A 17,090-nucleotide genomic window follows, 5' to 3' on the forward strand; every position below is an offset into this window, starting at 1 on the left:
CTTTGTTGATACTAATTCGCGATACGCGCTGAAGCGGCCAATGCCATGATTAAACAACGCACCCTGAAAAATATTATCCGTGCCACAGGTATCGGCCTGCACTCGGGGGAGAAGGTTTACCTGACCCTCAAACCAGCACCTGTGAACGCTGGCATTGTGTTTTTCCGTACCGACCTTGAGCCGGTGGTCCAGATCAACGCTCACGCGTTGAATGTGGGTGACACCACGCTTTCCACGACGCTGTTCAATGGCGACGTGAAGGTCGATACGGTCGAGCACTTGCTGTCGGCCATGGCCGGTCTTGGCATCGATAACGCCTACGTTGAACTTTCTGCCTCCGAAGTTCCAATCATGGATGGCAGCGCAGGTCCCTTCGTATTCCTGATTCAATCGGCTGGCCTGGAAGAGCAGGACGCACCGAAGAAATTCATCCGCATACTTAAAGAAGTGTGCGTAGAAGAAGACGGCAAGTCCGCCAAGTTCTTACCGTTTGAAGGGTTCAAGGTAGGGTTCGAGATCGATTTCGATCACCCTTATCTGAAGAACCGTACGCAAACGGCTTGTGTGGATTTTTCCAGCACTTCGTTCGTTAAAGAAGTGAGCCGTGCGCGGACATTCGGTTTCATGAAAGACATCGAGTATCTGCGTAAACATAACCTTGCTCTGGGCGGCAGCGTTGAAAACGCGATCGTCGTGGACAAGGACGGCGTGTTGAACGAGGACGGTCTTCGTTATGAAGACGAGTTCGTGAAGCACAAGATTCTGGATGCCATCGGTGACCTGTATCTGTTGGGCAACAGTCTGATCGGCGAGTATCAGGGCTTCAAGTCGGGACACGGTCTGAACAATCGTTTGCTTCGTGCGTTGATCGCTCAGGAAGACGCTTGGGAAGTTGTGACCTTCGAAGATGCCAGCACCGCACCGATCTCTTACATGCGCCCCGTTGCGGCGGTGTAAACAGTCTCTTCTTCCTAGTTTTGTTGTTTTCAGGCCACCTTCGGGTGGCCTTTTTTGTGGCTGGTCTATTAGAGAGCGTACATATCCGTTTTTTGTGTTTGCTGAAATTATGGTTCCGCCCTTACGGCGGGTCACTTTTTCCAACAGCCGAAAAAGTAACCAAAAAGGCCGTGCTCCTGGTTGGGTTCCTCCTTCGTCGGAATACCTTCACTCCGGTCCCGCTCCGTGGGCCCGCGCCGAACGGGCATCCATGCCCTGACGGCGCTCTCGCCGCATCCATGCGGCTCGGCCCACTGCGCGAGACCTGCGTTCAGCCTGCACCCAAGTCGCGTTCTGCTGTGTCTGGGCTTTATGCGTATGAAGATCAAGAACAGATCAAAAGCGCGTTAAGCAGATCAAGGGCTTCCCGGCTGAAGCCGGTCCTACAGGTGGAGTCGGCCCTACTGACCGCACGCGGTGTTCATGTAGGACCGGCTTTAGCCGGGAAGGGGCCAGTGCGAACACTGGGATGTTCTAGGCTTATGATCCCCCAGCCTCTTTCGGGGTCGCATGCGCTGCCAGCCGTTCCAGGGCAGCACGCAGTTTCGGGTCGGTGATGCCTTCGGCCGTTGCGGAGATGGTTTCGGCCGCTGCAACCGACAGATCGCGTGTATGCCCCATCTCGGTCCGGTGGGTTCTCGCGGGCTGTACCTTCAGTTGCAGCCGGGTGAGGTTGGCGAATTCCTTGAACGCTACCAGTTGCCGTTGCAAGCGCCTCTGTTGATAGCGCAGTCGGGTGGCCCAGTGGCCGTCGGTGACGATGAGCAGCAGGGTGCCTTCGCGCCAGGAGGCCACGTGGCAGTGCTCGCGCGCGGCGGGTTGCAGCTGGCTTTCCAGCAGCCGCTGCAAGTGCGCGAGGCGTTGGGCGTGGTTGAAGATGGCTTTGAGCGGCCGGGCTTCGCGCAGGAGAACAGCCGGTGCGCGCGCCGGTAGGGGACGAAATGCCATGGTGGGGTGCCTTGTGTTGCCAGGGCGTGATCTTAGCAGAATCGGTGGAAGCACCTTTAGGTCAGGCGTTCCGGGTGCAAATGCACGGCGCGATCATGAAAAAACATTAATAAAACTTCTCACCCGCATGGGTTGAAGTCACGGGAAATGACCCTATTGTACTTCTGCCCCGTAACATTGCTGTGCCAGCATCGTGGAATAACGCCACTTTCCTCACCACCATTTCCGGGTAGAATGCTCGTTCGCATGCGGCCATGAGGGCTGCTCGGGCGACTCACGGGGCCGCCCTCCATCCCTATGTGTGGAAGATCCTTTCGATATGTTTGCACCTTTGTTAAAAAAACTTTTCGGAAGCAAGAACGAGCGCGAAGTGAAGCGCATGCTCAAGACGGTCCAGGTCGTCAACAGCTTCGAAGAGCAAATGCTCGCCCTCTCGGACGAACAGCTGCGCGCCAAGACCGACGAGTTGAAGGCCCGCATAGCCAAAGGTGAGACCCTCGACCAGCTCTTGCCCGAAGCCTTCGCGGTCTGCCGCGAGGCGGGCAAACGCATCATGGGCATGCGTCACTTCGACGTACAGCTGATCGGCGGCATGACACTGCACGAAGGCATGATCGCCGAGATGCGTACCGGTGAGGGCAAGACCCTCGTCGCGACCCTCGCGGTCTACCTCAACGCACTGTCCGGCAAAGGCGTGCACGTGGTCACGGTGAACGACTACCTGGCCCGTCGTGACGCCAACTGGATGCGCCCACTGTATGAATTCCTCGGTCTGACCGTAGGCGTGGTAACACCTTTCCAGCCGCCGGAAGAGAAGCGCGCCGCCTACGCCTCCGACATCACCTACGGCACCAACAACGAATTCGGTTTCGATTACCTGCGCGACAACATGGCGTTCAGCCTGGAAGACAGATTCCAGCGTGAACTGAATTTCGCCGTGATCGACGAAGTCGACTCGATCCTTATCGATGAAGCCCGTACACCGCTGATCATCTCCGGTCAGGCCGAAGACAGCTCCAAGCTCTACACCGAAATCAACAAGCTGATCCCCAAGCTCGAGCAGCACATCGAGGAAGTGGAAGGCCAGGTCACCCAGCAGGGCCACTTCTCCATCGACGAGAAGTCCCGTCAGGTCGAGCTGAACGAGTCCGGTCACCAGTTCATCGAAGAGATGCTCACGGAAGTCGGCTTGCTGGCTGAAGGCGAGAGCCTCTATTCCGCGCACAACCTCGGTCTGCTGACCCACGTTTATGCCGGTCTGCGTGCCCACAAGCTGTTCCATCGCAACGTCGAGTACATCGTTCAGGACGGCCAGATTCTTCTGGTCGACGAACACACCGGCCGTACCATGCCGGGTCGTCGTCTGTCCGAAGGCCTGCACCAGGCCATCGAAGCGAAGGAAGGCCTGAATATCCAGGCCGAGAGCCAGACCCTGGCCTCGACCACCTTCCAGAACTACTTCCGTCTCTACAACAAGCTGTCCGGCATGACCGGTACCGCGGACACCGAAGCGTTCGAATTCCACCAGATCTACGCCCTGGCCGTGATGGTCATTCCGCCGAACAAGCCGTTGGCGCGTAAAGATTTCAACGACCTCGTGTACCTGACCGCCGAAGAGAAATACGCGGCGATCATCACCGACATCAAGGCCTGTCTGGCCGAGCAACGCCCGGTGCTGGTGGGTACGGCGACGATCGAAACCTCCGAGCACATGTCCCGCCTGCTGGTGCAGGAAGGCATCGAGCACAAGGTTCTGAACGCCAAGTTCCACGAAAAAGAAGCTGAAATCATTGCCCAGGCCGGTCGTCCGGGCGCGCTGACCATCGCCACCAACATGGCCGGTCGCGGTACCGACATTCTGCTGGGCGGTAACTGGGAAGTTGAAGTGGCCAGCCTGGAAGACCCGACCCCTGAGCAAATCGCGCAGATCAAGGCCGACTGGCAGAAGCGTCATCAGCAGGTGATTGAAGCGGGTGGTCTGCACGTGATCGCTTCGGAGCGTCACGAATCCCGTCGTATCGACAACCAGCTGCGTGGCCGTGCGGGTCGTCAGGGTGACACCGGTTCGAGCCGCTTCTACCTGTCGCTGGAAGACAGCCTGATGCGGATCTTCGCCTCTGACCGGGTGAAGAACTTCATGAAAGCGCTGGGCATGCAGTCCGGCGAAGCGATCGAGCACCGCATGGTGACCAACGCGATCGAGAAAGCGCAGCGCAAGGTCGAAGGCCGCAACTTCGACATCCGTAAGCAGTTGCTCGAGTTCGACGACGTCTCCAACGAACAGCGCAAAGTGATCTACCACATGCGTAACAGCCTCCTGGCTGCGACCAACATTAGTGACACCATTGCCGAGTTCCGCGAAGAAGTCCTCGACGCCACCATCACCGCGCACATCCCGCCGCAGTCGTTGCCCGAGCAGTGGAATGTCGCGGGTCTGGAAGCCGCGCTGAGCAGCGATTTCGGCGTGAAGCTGCCGGTTCAGCAGTGGCTCGACGAAGACGATCACCTCAACGAAGACACCCTGCGTCCGAAGTTGATGGAAGCCATTCTGGCCGCCTACAACGAGAAAGAAGACCAGGCCAGTGCCGAGGCGCTGCGCACGTTCGAGAAGCAGATTCTCCTGCGCGTGCTGGACGACCTGTGGAAAGACCACCTGTCGACCATGGATCACCTGCGTCACGGTATCCACCTGCGCGGTTACGCTCAGAAGAACCCGAAGCAGGAATACAAGCGCGAGTCGTTTGCCCTGTTCCAGGAGCTGCTCGATTCGATCAAGCGCGACGCCATTCGTGTGCTGTCCCACGTTCAGGTTCGCCGCGAAGATCCGGCCGAGGAAGAGGCACGCCTGCGCCGCGAAGCCGAGGAGCTGGCCCAGCGCATGCAGTTCCAGCACGCCGAAGCACCGGGTCTGGATCAGCCGGACCTGCTCGCCGAAGAGGGTGAGGACGTCGCGGTAGCGGCTGCCGCTGCACTGTCACCGGTTCGCAACGACCAGAAGCTGGGTCGCAACGAATTGTGCTGGTGTGGTTCGGGCAAGAAATTCAAGCACTGCCACGGCCAGATCAGCTGATTCGCCTATCGCGACGAGCTGTAGCTGACCTGTAACATCACGCCGCGACCGGCTTAGCCGTCGCGGCGTTTTTCAATCAATCGAGCCGTGTCGGCAACGCCGCGCGGTGTGACTGTCTTTCAAGGAGCGCACTTCATGGCTGTTGGTCTTGGTCCTTTGCCGACGCTGCACCCGGTTCCCGGTTTTGAACTCGGCATCGCTTCCGCCGGCATCAAGCGCCCGGGGCGCAAAGATGTTGTGGTCATGCGCTGCGCCGAAGGCTCCAGCGTTGCAGGCGTGTTCACGCTCAACGCCTTTTGCGCGGCACCGGTGATCCTCGCCAGGCAGCGCGTGCAAGGCGCGGTGCGCTATTTGCTGACCAACACCGGCAACGCCAATGCCGGTACGGGCGAACCGGGCCTGGCCGCTGCCGAGCGCACTTGCGCGAAGCTGGCCGAGATCACCGGGGTCGATGCCAGCGCCGTGCTGCCGTTTTCCACCGGCGTGATCGGCGAGCCATTGCCCGTCGAGAAGATCGAAGGCGCGCTGCAGGCGGCGCTGGATGATTTGTCCGTCGACAACTGGGCTGCGGCGGCCACCGGCATCATGACCACCGACACGCTGCCGAAGGGTGCGAGCCGTCAGTTCGTACTCGACGGCGTGACCGTCACCGTGACCGGCATCAGCAAAGGCGCGGGCATGATTCGTCCGAACATGGCGACCATGCTGGGCTACATCGCCACCGACGCCAAGGTGGCGCCGGACGTGCTGCAGGACCTGATTCGTGACGGCGCCAACAAGTCGTTCAACCGCATCACCATCGATGGCGACACGTCGACCAACGACTGCTGCATGCTGATTGCCACTGGGCAGGCTGATTTGCCCGCGGTGACCGAGGCCAAGGGTTCACTGTTCGAAGCGCTGAAAAAAGCCGTCTTCGAGGTCTGCATGGACGTCGCTCAGGCCATCGTCCGTGACGGCGAGGGCGCGACGAAGTTCGTGACCGTCGAAGTCAACGGCGGCGGCAATCATCAGGAATGCCTGGACGTCGGTTACACCGTGGCCCACTCGCCATTGATCAAAACCGCGCTGTTCGCGTCGGACCCGAACTGGGGACGCATCCTGGCGGCCGTGGGTCGCGCAGGCGTGCCGAACCTCGACGTGAGCAAGATCGACGTGTTTCTGGGTGACGTCTGCATCGCCAGCAAGGGCGCCCGCGCCAGCACCTATACTGAAGAGCAAGGCTCGCTGGTGATGGCACAGGAAGAAATCACCATCCGCATCGAGCTGGGCCGTGGCGATTGCAGTGAGACCATCTGGACCACCGACCTGTCGCACGAATACGTGAAAATCAACGCGGAATACCGCACCTGAGTCACGAGCGAGTCCACCGGTTTCAATGGAGCCAAGACATGAGCCTGCACCTGATCATCGGCGACAAACGTTATTCCTCCTGGTCGTTGCGCCCCTGGCTGGCGCTTGCGCTGACCGGCGAGGCGTTCACCGATCAGGTGATTCGCCTGAATCAGGCCGACACCACGCGCCTGATTCTTGAGCACTCGCCGACCGGTAAAGTCCCTGCGCTGAAGTGCGAGCACGGCACCATCGTCGACTCATTGGCGATCTGTGAGTACCTGGCAGAGCGCTTCCCGAACGCAGGTTTGTGGCCGGCGGACGTCGCCGCCCGTGCTCAGGCCCGGTCGGCATGCGCGCAAATGCACAGCGGCTTTGTCGGACTGCGCTCGCGTTTGCCGATGGATTTGCGCCAGGACGAGGCGCTGGAAGTCATTTCGGTCGAAGCTCAGGCAGACATCGACCGCATGGTTGCGCTGTGGCGTGAATGCCGCGCGGTGTCGGGTGTGAGTGAAGGTTTCCTGTTCGGCACGCCGGGCATCGTCGATGCGTTCTTCGCACCGGTCGCCGTGCGCTTTCGTACCTATCACGTCGAGTTGCCCGCAGACGCGGCAGCCTACGTCGAAACGATTTATCAGTGGCCTGAGTTCAAGCGCTGGCAGCAGGCGGGTCTGGAGGAAGGTTGAACGTGAAACGCATCCATGTGGCCGCGGCGGTGATCCGTAGCACCGACGGCAAGATCCTCATCGCACGACGCGCCGACAAACAGCATCAAGGCGGCTTGTGGGAGTTTCCCGGCGGCAAGGTCGGACCTGATGAGTCGGTCGAAGCAGCGCTGTCCCGCGAGCTGCACGAAGAGCTGGGCATCGTCGTGACTGCAGCGCGTCCGCTGATCAAGATCAAGCACGACTACCCGGACAAGCAGGTGTTGCTGGATGTCTGGGAAGTCTCGTCGTTCACCGGCGAGCCCGACGGTGTTGAAGGCCAACCGCTGGCCTGGGTATCGCAGCGGGAGCTGGTCGAGTATGAATTCCCGGCAGCGAATCGGCCGATCGTGGCCGCTGCGCGTTTGCCGGGTGAGTACCTCATCACCCCGGACGATCTGGACACGCCGGAGCTGTTGCGCGGTATACGCACGGCAGTGGCCGGCGGCATCAAGCTGGTTCAGCTGCGTGCGCCGAACATGTACGACCCGAAATACCGTGACGTGGCGGTGGACGCGGTCGGGCTATGCGCGGGCAAGGCGCAGTTGATGCTCAAAGGACCGCGCGAATGGCTTGGTGACTTTCCGGCAGCGGGCTGGCACCTGACCAGCGAACAGCTGCGCAAATACGCCAGCAAGGGCCGTCCGTTTCCCGAAGACCGTTGGCTGGCGGCCTCGTGTCACGACGCCGAAGAGTTGAGTCTGGCCGAGCAGATGGGCGTGGATTTCGTCACGCTCTCGCCCGTGCTGCCGACCCACAGCCATCCAGATGCCCAGCCGCTGGGTTGGGAAAAGGCCCGCGAGTTGATCGAGGGCTTCAGCAAGCCGGTTTATCTGCTGGGCGGGGTAGGGCCGACGGACCGTCAGCACGCTTGGGAGAGTGGTGCGCAGGGTGTGGCCGGCATTCGCGCGTTCTGGCCGCAAAGCTGACAGCTGTCGAAGTCCGAGCCGCGAGATCTAAGGTTGCTACACCGCAGATTCAGCGGCGAATGGGATCATTGTGGGAGTGAGCTTGCTCGCGAAGAGGTTTGTAAATCCATTAGATCTCTAATGGTTGAAATGCAGTCTTCGCGAGCAAGCTCACTCCTACAGGATTTGCGCTTGCCAGCTGAGTTGCGGTGTATCAGGACAGCAGCACGTCAGGACAGTAGCCCCTCAGCACCGCAGCACTGTCTCCCAAATCACTGCGGTTTCTTCGCAGGCTCCCACAAAATCTCTGCCACGCCCTCACGTCGGGCAATGATCCGCGCCGCAACAAACAGCAGATCCGACAGCCGATTGATGTACGCCAGCCCGACGCCGGCCAGTGGCTCGACCGCGTTGAGGTGCTGACAACGCCGCTCCGCCGTGCGCGCCAGGCTCCGGCAAACGTGGGCCTGGGCGATCAGCGTAGAGCCGCCCGGCAAGATGAAATTTTCCAGCGGCCCCAGCTCTTCATTCCAGTGATCGATGGCCGTTTCCAGGCGCTCGATCTCCGCCGCATTCAGCGCCTTGTATTCCGGCATCGCCAGCTCGCCACCCAGGTCGAACAACCGATGCTGACAGGGCGCCAATACGTCGATGACCTCCTGCAGCGCCGGATGAGTCGCGACTGCTGCCGAAAGGCCGGCCAGCAACACGCCGACCTGACTGTTCAGCGAATCAACTTCCCCGATCGCCTCGACCCGCGGATGATCCTTCGGCACTCGGCGACCATCGCCCAGGCCCGTTTCGCCGGTGTCACCCGTGCGCGTGTAAATTTTCGACAAGCGAAATCCCATGGCTCTACTCCCGGTCGTTCTGACCAATGACCTGTGGTGCAGGCATATCTATCGAATTGTCCACCAGCGGCAGGCGCAAGGTGAAACAGGTGCCTTGGCCGAGGGTGGAATGCACTTCCATCTGGCCCTTGTGGTTGTTGGTGATGATGAAATACGACACCGACAGCCCGAGGCCCGTGCCCTGGCCGATTTCTTTGGTGGTGAAAAACGGCTCAAAGGTGCGCTTGCGCACGCTTTCCGGCATGCCGATGCCGTTGTCCTCGACCTGAATCTCCGCCCACGGCGGGTTCAGGCGGGTACGCAGGATGATGCGCCCCGGCTCGCTGGCGTTGTCGCGCTGGTGAATGGCCTGAGCGGCGTTCTTCAACAGGTTGAGCAGCACTTGCTCCAGTTCGTTGGCCGTCGCAGGCACCGGGCCCAGAGCAGGGTCGAACTGGCGAATGATGTTCTGGCCCTTGAAGTCAAAACCGATGGTCAGGTCGAAGTCGTTGCTGGCGATCTCTACGGCCTGATCGATCAATGCCGGCAGATCACAAGGCGCCAACTGACGGTTGCTGCGTCGGCTGAAGCTGAGCATATGGCTGACGATCTTCGCCGCCCGCGCCCCGGCCGACTGAATGCCGTCGAGCAACTGCGGCACTTCGCGCGCGATCAGGTACTGGTTCACCGCCGCCAGCTGGATACCTTCCTGCTCGGCCTGCTCCAGGTTCTTCGGCAGATCGGGCGACAGCCGACGGCGGATGTTCTGCACGTTGTGCATGATCGCCCCGAGGGGGTTGTTGATCTCGTGGGCCATGCCAGCGGCCAGACCACCCACCGAAAGCATTTTCTCTGACTGCACCATCATTTCCTCCAGCGACAGGCGCTGGGTGATGTCATCGATGCGGATCACCGCGCCACGCCCGGCATCGCCGGTCAGGGGGTAGAAGGTGAGGGCGTAATGGCGGGACTCTTCGCCCTTGACCCAGGTGACGCGCTCGATCTTGGTGACGGTGTGTCGTTCGACGGTCTGTTTGATCTGCGGCAAAAACGCCCGCATTGGCGGGAAGGCCGAGTAAATCGGCTGGTTGAGCGCCTCATCCAGCGGCGTACCGGACAGGGCGCCGGCCTCCTGATTCCACTGGGTGACATACAGCTGCTCGTCCAGGGCGATCAGCGCCGACGGCATGGAGTCGATGATGCTGTTGAGGTAGTTCTGAAAGCCGGTGAGCTTCTTCTCGATCTTGCTGCGCACCTGAACTTCCAGCTCAAGCTTGCGGTTGGTGTGACGGGTTTCTTCCGCCAGCCCCTGCGCCTGATCGTAGGCGTCCTGGGATTCATCGCGGGCGCGTCTGAGCTGCTGCTCACGGGCTTCCATGCGCGAGAGCATGGTGTTGAATGCCTCGGCCAGCGAACCGATTTCGTCTTTGTTGCCGGGCGTCGCCCGCAGCGCGTAGTTCTCCTCGCGGGTGACCCGCCGCGACAGGTCTTCCAGCTGGTAGATCGGTTCGGTGATAAAGCGCCGAATCTGCCGGGCAACGCCGGCCCAGAGCAGGATGCTGAAGATCAGGATGCCGAGGCTGGCGGTCAGCGTGCCGGTGTAGAACGCCGTCGGCAATTCACTGCTGGCGACCAGCAACAGATGCCCCTGCGCTTGCCCCGCTTTGGGAATGGGGATGACCTGAGTGTTGCGAAACTCGGTGACGCGCCAGCTCTCCAGATCCCGGTAGTGGTCGGGCATGCGCAGCTTGTCGCCTTGCTGCATCTGCGCCAGACGGGTACCGCTGCCGTCGTACACCGCTGCCGCCCGTAATGGGCCGTAGTTTTTCAGTTCCTTGAGCAGCGCCTGGGCGTTAGAGGTCGAGGACAAGGCTTGCTCGGAAAGCCCGGGATTGCTGATCAGCCGACCGATTGTTTGCAAGGCCTGGGGCGCCATCGCTTCCTGGGAGATGTAATAGGCGGCGCTGATGAAGGTCAGGTTGGCGACCACCAGCACGGTGGTGAGCAACACCAGCAAGGCGGCCAGAAGCTTTTGACCGACCGGCAGGTTTTCGAGGCGCTGGCGCAATGGCATGGGGCGGGTCACCGGAATGAGGAGCGGGCAGGTTAGCGCTGTTCCGCCCGTGAGCAAACCCGTCAGTCGCTGGGCAGGCCCTGGGCGTTGAGGTGTTCGATCAGTCGCAGGCGTAACTGGTTCAGCATCGGCGCCGGGCAATCGAGGGCGTCCGCCGTCGCGCAGACATGCCCGAGCAGGTAGCGGATCTCGGTGCGACGGCCTTGGGCGACATCCTGATACATCGAGGAATAATTCCCGGCGGTGGCGGCAATCACCTGTTGCACTTGCTCCAGCAAACCGTCAGCCGCGCCGGGCTGACCGCAGCGTTGCAGCACGCGGGCGAGCTCGGCACACAGTGCCGTCACTTCTTCTGCATGGGCCAGCAGCTCGCCGTTGCGGCATTGATGCAACACGGTGAGCGGGTTGATCGCGCAATTGAGCGCGAGCTTTCGCCAGAGGCGTTCGGCGATGTCAGCGGTCCATTGATGGGGGATGACTGCCTGCTTGAGGTCTTCCAGCCAGGCCGGCGCCGCGCCGTGGGGTGTGTCGCCCAGCCAGTTGGAGCCCTGTCCGGCAAATACCACGCTCCAGTCTTCATCGCGGTAGGCGCCTTCGGTGCTGGAGACAAAAATGCAGCGCGCGTGCGGGATCATGGCGGCCACCGCTTCCTGGCTGCCCAGACCGTTTTGCAGGAGCAGTACGTCAGCCTTGTCGGTCAGGCGATGGGCGACGGCTGCAACGGCGCGTTCAGCGTCGTAGGCCTTGCACGCCACCAACAGACGCCGGATCGGTTCATCCGCGCTGACCGTCTGCGCCGCAATGGCAAACGTCTGACGCTGGCCATTCTCGTCAAGCGCCAGACCGGCGTGCGCGTTGTAGGCCGCCAGTCGGGCCTCGTCACGCAAGATCAGGCGCACCGGCAGACCCTCCCGGGCCAGTCGCGTGGCCCAGAGACTCCCCAGACTGCCCGCGCCCAGAACGTGCCAGCACACGGAATTCAAAAGAAATGACGCCCGATGACGAAGATCTCGGTGCGCAAGGAAAACGAAATCAACATCGCAGGCTCACATGAACGTGGGAAAAGTCTCGTTATAATGACCGGGCTTTCATACCGTCAAGTCAGGCGTGCTCCATCCACATGTTGAGCCGCGCCGTATCAATTGGAGAATCTACATGCCCTCGTTCGACGTAGTGTCCGAACTGGATAAACACGAAGTCACGAATGCCGTCGACAACGCTATCAAGGAGCTGGACCGCCGCTACGACCTCAAAGGCAAAGGCAGCTTCGAGTTCACGGAAAAAGACCTGCTGATCAAGATGACGGCCGAAGAAGGTTTTCAGCTTGAAGCCATGATCGAGATCCTCAAGCTGGCCCTGGTCAAGCGCAAGATCGATGTGCAATGCCTGGAACTGAAAGATCCCTTCGCGTCCGGCAAGGTCATGAAGCAGGAAGCCACGCTCAAGGAAGGCATCGACAAGGAGCTGGCGAAGAAGATCGTCGCTCACATCAAGGAGGCCAAGCTCAAGGTTCAGGCCGCGATTCAGGGCGAGCAAGTGCGCGTCACCGGCAAGAAGCGTGATGACCTGCAAGAGGCGATCGCTGCGCTGCGTGGCCACGAGTTCGGCATGCCGCTGCAATTCAACAACTTCCGCGACTGATTACCCCGCGATTTGCCCTGCGATTTCATGTTGACTCAGGAACCCGAGGGGTTCCTGTGCGTCCGAATGCAGGTCTCGCTGAAACAATGGGCCCACTCGCCGCCGTTGCTTCAGCCTTCCATGCGCGACTCAGAGGAGAAATAGATGGACTTGGATTTAAACGGCCAGGTAGACCATCTGGTGAAAGCGTCTCAGGCCTGGATCCCGATGGTCATGCAATACGGCAGCAAGGTGCTGCTGGCAGTGGTCGTCCTGCTGGTCGGCTGGTGGCTGATCAATAGACTGACTTCCCGGGTGGGTGCACTGTTGGCGCTGCGCCACGTCGATCTGGCGTTGCAGGGTTTCATCAGCAGCATCACCAACATCATTCTGAAGATCCTGCTGATCGTCAGCGTGGCTTCGATGATCGGGGTTGAAACCACCTCATTCGTCGCCGCGATCGGTGCGGCCGGTCTGGCCATCGGCCTGGCGTTGCAGGGCAGCCTGGCAAACTTTGCCGGCGGCGTGTTGATTCTGCTTTTCCGTCCGTTCCGCATTGGCGACTGGATCGAAGCGCAGGGTGTATCCGGCACCGTGGACGGGATTCAGATCTTCCACACTGTGCTGCGTACCGGCGACAACAAGACGGTGATCCTGCCCAACGGCAATCTGTCCAACGGCATCATCACCAACACCAACCGTCAGCCGACGCGCAAGATCACCTTCGACGTGGGCATCGACTACGACGCCGACCTCAAGCAGGCGTTGCAAGTGTTGATGGACATGGCGGATGACCCGCGCATCCTGCAGGACCCGGCGCCACAGGCGGTGGTCGCGGCACTGGGCGACAGCTCGATTACCGTGTCCCTGCGTGTGTGGACCAAGACCGGTGACTTCGGTGACGTGTCGAACCGCTTCAACGCTGAAATCCGCGACCGCCTGCGCGCGGCCAACATCGACATCCCGTTCCCGCAACGGGTGATTCGTGTGGTGCAGGACGAGCAGCCTACGAAGGCCTAACGCTCGATCGCAGAAACCAAAAAGCCCCGACTCGTGAGAGTGCGGGGCTTTTTGTTGAGTGGGCCACGGGAGCGTGCACGTCAAACATGGCGACACTGCGGATCGTTAACGCGGACGACAACTTGTGGGAGCGAGCTTGCTCGCGAAGGGGCCGGAGCATCCGAAGCATCTTTAGCGGTCGGGCTAGAGTCTTCGTGAGCAAGCTCACTCCCACATTTACGGAGTATCCTGCGCGATCGCACATGGTCCGGACGATAAAGCGCTGCCTAGAGCACCGAGTCCACAGGCTTGGCCGGCTCTTCGGCTTCTTCCCGCGCTTCCCGGCGTGCTTCCTGCGCCCAGTGCAGGGCGATCATGAACAGCGTCGGCACGCCCATCAGCGCGGTCGCCAGGAAGAAGTTGTGATACCCCAGCTTCTCCACCATGACCCCGGAATAGCCGCCGATCAGGCGCGGCAACAGCAGCATGATCGAGCTGAGCAGCGCGTACTGAGTGGCCGAAAACTTGAGGTTGGTCAGGCTCGACAGATAGGCCACGAACGCTGATGTCGCGAGGCCCGAGCTGAAGTTATCCAGCGAGATCGTGACGATCAGCATCTTCAGGTTCGGGCCCATGTCGGCCAGCATCAGGAACAGCAGGTTGGTCGCTGCCGAGGTCACGCCGCCGATGAAGAGGATCGGCAGAATGCCGAAGCGCACGATCGCCAGGCCGCCAAACGCGGCGCCGGCCAGCGTCATCACCAGCCCGAAAATCTTGCTGACGCTGGCAATCTGATCCTTGGTGAAGCCCTGGTCGATGTAGAACACGTTCGCCATCACGCCCATGACCGTGTCGGACATGCGATACGTGGCGATCAGCCCCAGCAGCAGAAACGCCTGCCAGCGATAACGCAGGATGAAGTCGTTGATCGGCGTCAGCACCGGCGCCAGGCCGCGTCGGCCCATGGACGACAGGCAGGCCACGGTCAGCAGCGTGTAGAGAATCGCGCGCAGAAAGGCGCGGTCTTCCATCAGCAGGTCTTTCCAGGTGGTGCCCTGGAACAGCACGCTGGCGAAATCGGTGTTGTACAGCTGGGTGAACATCGCCGGCACCGAAACCAGCAGAATGATCAGCACGAACACCGAGGCCAGTTGATGAGCAAAGCCGTAACGCACCGCCGACAGCTGGGTGCGGATCGGCACCGATGGCTCACGCATGATCAGGCTGGTGATCAGTGCCGGCACCATGAGCAGGCCGAACAGTACGTAGGTGCCGGCCCAGGCCGAGTGTTTGTAGGCGAAGCCGGTCGAACCGAAGCCTTCGGCGAAGTACAGCGCGCCGGCGGTGGCGAGGAGGGCGGCGACGCGGTAGCCGGCCATGTAGCTGGCGGCAAGAGTCGCTTGCTGGCTGTCGCTGGCGATTTCGAGGCGGTAGGCGTCGATGGCGATGTCTTGGGTCGCGGAAGAAAACGCGACCAGCACCGCAATCGCGATCAGCCACGAGAGGTGCTGCTGCGGATCACAGAACCCCATCCCGATCAGGCCCAGGGTGACCAGCGACTGCGAAAGCACCAGCCACGAACGACGTCGGCCGAGCCGGCCCAACAAAGGCAGGCTCCATTGATCGAGCAACGGCGACCAGACCCACTTAAAGGCATAGGCCAGGCCGATCAGGCTGGCATAGCCAATGGTTTCACGCGCGACGCCGGCTTCACGGAGCCAGACCGACAGCGTCGAGAACACCAACATGTAGGGCATGCCCGCGGCAAAGCCGAGCAACAGGAGCACAAACGTAGAGGGGCTGGCATATGCGGCGAGCGCGGCGCGCCAGGTTTTGCGGGGCATGGGCTGGAATCTGCCTCAGGTTACGTAAACAAAGCGCGCACTCTAACCGTTGTGCTCTGTCGGGCGCCAGCCATGACGCTGCATATCCACACGATTGTTACGGATGGTCACGCCTTCGGCCCTCAGCCGTGCGCGTTGCTCCTCTCCCGACACCGTTCCGGGCGCCAGGCTGATGCGCCCGCCGGCGGCGATCACGCGGTGCCAGGGCAGGCTGCTGCCGTCCGGCAACTGACTCAACGCCCTGCCGACGAAGCGTGCCGCTCGTCCCAAACCGGCCAGCTCCGCCAACTGACCGTAACTGACCACTTTGCCTTCCGGCACTTGATGCAAGGTGAGGTAGAGCGCCGTGCGCCGTGCCTCTGCGGGCGAGAGACCGGTAGGGTCGTCGTGCGCCGGTGTTTGTTCGATCACGCATTCGTTCCTGTAAAAGGGATGAACGGGAATTTTCGACAAGGAACTATAGAAGCCTTAGACGGTCAGTCATACCTGTGTCGGCGGTCCGCCGATTGCCAAGACGTTGTCCATTCGGATAATGCCCGATTTTCCGCGAACCAGAGCCTTGTCGTTGCTTATGTTGTCCAGAACCCTGTTGTGCGTTGCTGTTGCCACTGCTTCTACCCCATTGCTCGCTGACACCGTCTGGTTGAAAAACGGCGACAAAATGACCGGGACCATCAAGTTCTTCGACGGCGGCAAGCTGCTGATCAATACCAAATACGCAGGCGACGTCCCGCTGGACTGGAAGGAAATCAAGACGCTGGAAAGTGACCAGCACCTTCTGGTGAAGCAGGACGCTACCACTGGCGAAGTCTCCAAATCGTTGCAGCCGGCCGAAGATGGCAAGGTCACGCTGGCCAATGGCGATGCACCGAAGACAGTTGAGCTGGCGAGCATTCAGCAGATCATCAAACCCAAGCCGGTGGTCACTGATCTGGTGTGGAAGGGCAATGTCGACGCTGCGCTCGACTTCCAGCGCGCCGAGAACGACACCGACGATTACAACATCGCCTTCAAGACCTCAGCGACCCACGGCCAATGGCGCCACAACGCCAAGGGCGAGTACAACCGCGAGTCCCAGGACAGCCTGACCACTACCAATAACTGGGACGCCGAGTACTCGGTGGACCGGTTCTTCACGGACAAGTGGTTCTGGGACGGCCGCATCACCTACAAGCGTGACACCATTGAAGACTTGGCCCGTCAGCGCACCGTCGGTACCGGTCCGGGTTACCAGTTCTGGGACGACGAGCTGGGCGCATTCAAAATCGGTGCGCTGCTTAACCGCACCGATTTCGAATATTCCAACGGTGAGAAGGACAACTTCTATTCCGTGTCCGGCACTTGGGACTACAACCGTTACCTGATCGGCAAGAAGGTCGAATTCTTCACCAACGGTGAAGTCGGCAAGCCTATCAGCGGCGTAGCTGACTACAGCCTCGAGACGGAAGTGGGCCTGCGTTACAAAGTCACCGAATGGGCCTCGCTCAACCTCAAGGCTGAGAAGGACATCATCAGCGGCTCCGACAACGGCGACCTGGACAAGACCCGCTACACCGCCGGTTTCGGTGTTTCCTGGTAATAGCAGCTCTATCGATGCCTGAACGTGCGCAGGTCAACCTCAGATCTGCGCGCGCCGGCTGGCTTGAGTTTTCACCGCGTTTTCTTTACGCGAACCTTCCGCCAAACCGTCACTCCCTCCCAATCTGGCACCTTCCCACGATTACGATTATCGTGTGGCATGCGTCGCCGTCTCCCGCTTCGCATC

At 60.6% G+C, this 17,090-nt stretch carries 14 protein-coding genes; 8 read left to right on the forward strand and 6 right to left on the reverse strand.

What is annotated here, in order from left to right; all coding sequences use genetic code 11:
* Positions 1-45 precede the first annotated feature (45 nt).
* Entirely contained in the window at positions 46-957 is a 912-nt protein-coding gene (gene lpxC, locus BBI10_RS23375; RefSeq protein ID WP_065992158.1) for a UDP-3-O-acyl-N-acetylglucosamine deacetylase, read from the forward strand.
* Positions 958-1,476: 519 nt separating this feature from the next.
* On the opposite strand, the gene BBI10_RS23380 is transcribed toward lpxC, so the two are convergent.
* The gene (locus tag BBI10_RS23380; protein WP_065992160.1) at positions 1,477-1,944 is read right to left on the reverse strand and encodes a DUF721 domain-containing protein; all 468 of its coding nucleotides are present in this window, start codon (positions 1,942-1,944) and stop codon (positions 1,477-1,479) included.
* A gap of 319 nt (positions 1,945-2,263) precedes the next feature.
* On the opposite strand from BBI10_RS23380, the gene secA reads away from it, so the two are divergent.
* The 4 genes from secA to BBI10_RS23400 all read left to right on the forward strand — a co-directional run bounded on the left by secA (position 2,264) and on the right by BBI10_RS23400 (position 7,979).
* Positions 2,264-5,014 carry a preprotein translocase subunit SecA gene (gene secA, locus BBI10_RS23385; protein WP_065992161.1) on the forward strand — a complete coding sequence of 917 codons (2,751 nt, stop codon included), beginning with the start codon at positions 2,264-2,266 and terminating at the stop codon, positions 5,012-5,014.
* A gap of 135 nt (positions 5,015-5,149) precedes the next feature.
* Positions 5,150-6,367 carry a bifunctional glutamate N-acetyltransferase/amino-acid acetyltransferase ArgJ gene (argJ, locus tag BBI10_RS23390; protein WP_065992162.1) on the forward strand — a complete coding sequence of 406 codons (1,218 nt, stop codon included), beginning with the start codon at positions 5,150-5,152 and terminating at the stop codon, positions 6,365-6,367.
* A 38-nt stretch (positions 6,368-6,405) separates the two neighbouring features.
* A complete protein-coding gene (locus BBI10_RS23395) occupies positions 6,406-7,032 on the forward strand; it encodes a glutathione S-transferase family protein (protein ID WP_065992163.1) in 627 nt (208 codons plus the stop codon).
* Positions 7,033-7,034: 2 nt separating this feature from the next.
* Positions 7,035-7,979, forward strand: a complete 945-nt coding sequence (locus BBI10_RS23400; protein WP_065993164.1) for a Nudix family hydrolase — start codon at positions 7,035-7,037, stop codon at positions 7,977-7,979.
* Positions 7,980-8,230: 251 nt separating this feature from the next.
* On the opposite strand, the gene BBI10_RS23405 is transcribed toward BBI10_RS23400, so the two are convergent.
* The 3 genes from BBI10_RS23405 to BBI10_RS23415 all read right to left on the reverse strand — a co-directional run bounded on the left by BBI10_RS23405 (position 8,231) and on the right by BBI10_RS23415 (position 11,845).
* On the reverse strand, positions 8,231-8,809 hold the full coding sequence (locus BBI10_RS23405) for a cob(I)yrinic acid a,c-diamide adenosyltransferase (RefSeq protein ID WP_065992164.1): 579 nt from the start codon (positions 8,807-8,809) through the stop codon (positions 8,231-8,233).
* Between the two features lie 4 nt (positions 8,810-8,813).
* Entirely contained in the window at positions 8,814-10,862 is a 2,049-nt protein-coding gene (locus tag BBI10_RS23410) for a sensor histidine kinase (RefSeq protein ID WP_065992165.1), read from the reverse strand.
* Positions 10,863-10,924: 62 nt separating this feature from the next.
* Entirely contained in the window at positions 10,925-11,845 is a 921-nt protein-coding gene (locus tag BBI10_RS23415) for a putative 2-dehydropantoate 2-reductase (RefSeq protein WP_432213769.1), read from the reverse strand.
* 172 nt (positions 11,846-12,017) lie between these two features.
* Between BBI10_RS23415 and BBI10_RS23420 the strand changes: the two genes are divergently transcribed.
* The gene (locus BBI10_RS23420) at positions 12,018-12,503 is read left to right on the forward strand and encodes a YajQ family cyclic di-GMP-binding protein (RefSeq protein ID WP_065992166.1); all 486 of its coding nucleotides are present in this window, start codon (positions 12,018-12,020) and stop codon (positions 12,501-12,503) included.
* 150 nt (positions 12,504-12,653) lie between these two features.
* A complete protein-coding gene (locus BBI10_RS23425) occupies positions 12,654-13,502 on the forward strand; it encodes a mechanosensitive ion channel family protein (protein ID WP_065993168.1) in 849 nt (282 codons plus the stop codon).
* 266 nt (positions 13,503-13,768) lie between these two features.
* Here BBI10_RS23425 and BBI10_RS23430 read toward each other — a convergent pair whose 3' ends face one another.
* Positions 13,769-15,325: an AmpG family muropeptide MFS transporter gene (locus tag BBI10_RS23430; RefSeq protein ID WP_065992167.1), complete on the reverse strand. Its 1,557-nt coding sequence runs from the start codon at positions 15,323-15,325 to the stop codon at positions 13,769-13,771.
* 42 nt (positions 15,326-15,367) lie between these two features.
* Positions 15,368-15,736 (reverse strand): MGMT family protein, encoded by a 369-nt coding sequence (locus BBI10_RS23435; protein WP_083233242.1) that lies wholly within the window; start codon positions 15,734-15,736, stop codon positions 15,368-15,370.
* Between the two features lie 160 nt (positions 15,737-15,896).
* Between BBI10_RS23435 and BBI10_RS23440 the strand changes: the two genes are divergently transcribed.
* A complete protein-coding gene (locus BBI10_RS23440; protein WP_065992174.1) occupies positions 15,897-16,904 on the forward strand; it encodes a DUF481 domain-containing protein in 1,008 nt (335 codons plus the stop codon).
* The last annotated feature ends 186 nt before the right edge of the window (positions 16,905-17,090 follow it).

This window comes from Pseudomonas graminis (genome assembly GCF_001705435.1).
GTDB classification, from domain to species: domain Bacteria; phylum Pseudomonadota; class Gammaproteobacteria; order Pseudomonadales; family Pseudomonadaceae; genus Aquipseudomonas; species Aquipseudomonas graminis_B.

What these genes read in the sequence shown, in the direction of transcription:
- lpxC (WP_065992158.1), top strand. Translation starts at nt 46, where the DNA reads ATGATTAAACAACGCACCCTGAAAAATATTATCCGTGCCACAGGTATC.
- BBI10_RS23380 (WP_065992160.1), bottom strand. Translation starts at nt 1,944, where the DNA reads ATGGCATTTCGTCCCCTACCGGCGCGCGCACCGGCTGTTCTCCTGCGC.
- secA (WP_065992161.1), top strand. Translation starts at nt 2,264, where the DNA reads ATGTTTGCACCTTTGTTAAAAAAACTTTTCGGAAGCAAGAACGAGCGC.
- argJ (WP_065992162.1), top strand. Translation starts at nt 5,150, where the DNA reads ATGGCTGTTGGTCTTGGTCCTTTGCCGACGCTGCACCCGGTTCCCGGT.
- BBI10_RS23395 (WP_065992163.1), top strand. Translation starts at nt 6,406, where the DNA reads ATGAGCCTGCACCTGATCATCGGCGACAAACGTTATTCCTCCTGGTCG.
- BBI10_RS23405 (WP_065992164.1), bottom strand. Translation starts at nt 8,809, where the DNA reads ATGGGATTTCGCTTGTCGAAAATTTACACGCGCACGGGTGACACCGGC.
- BBI10_RS23410 (WP_065992165.1), bottom strand. Translation starts at nt 10,862, where the DNA reads ATGCCATTGCGCCAGCGCCTCGAAAACCTGCCGGTCGGTCAAAAGCTT.
- BBI10_RS23420 (WP_065992166.1), top strand. Translation starts at nt 12,018, where the DNA reads ATGCCCTCGTTCGACGTAGTGTCCGAACTGGATAAACACGAAGTCACG.
- BBI10_RS23430 (WP_065992167.1), bottom strand. Translation starts at nt 15,325, where the DNA reads ATGCCCCGCAAAACCTGGCGCGCCGCGCTCGCCGCATATGCCAGCCCC.
- BBI10_RS23440 (WP_065992174.1), top strand. Translation starts at nt 15,897, where the DNA reads ATGTTGTCCAGAACCCTGTTGTGCGTTGCTGTTGCCACTGCTTCTACC.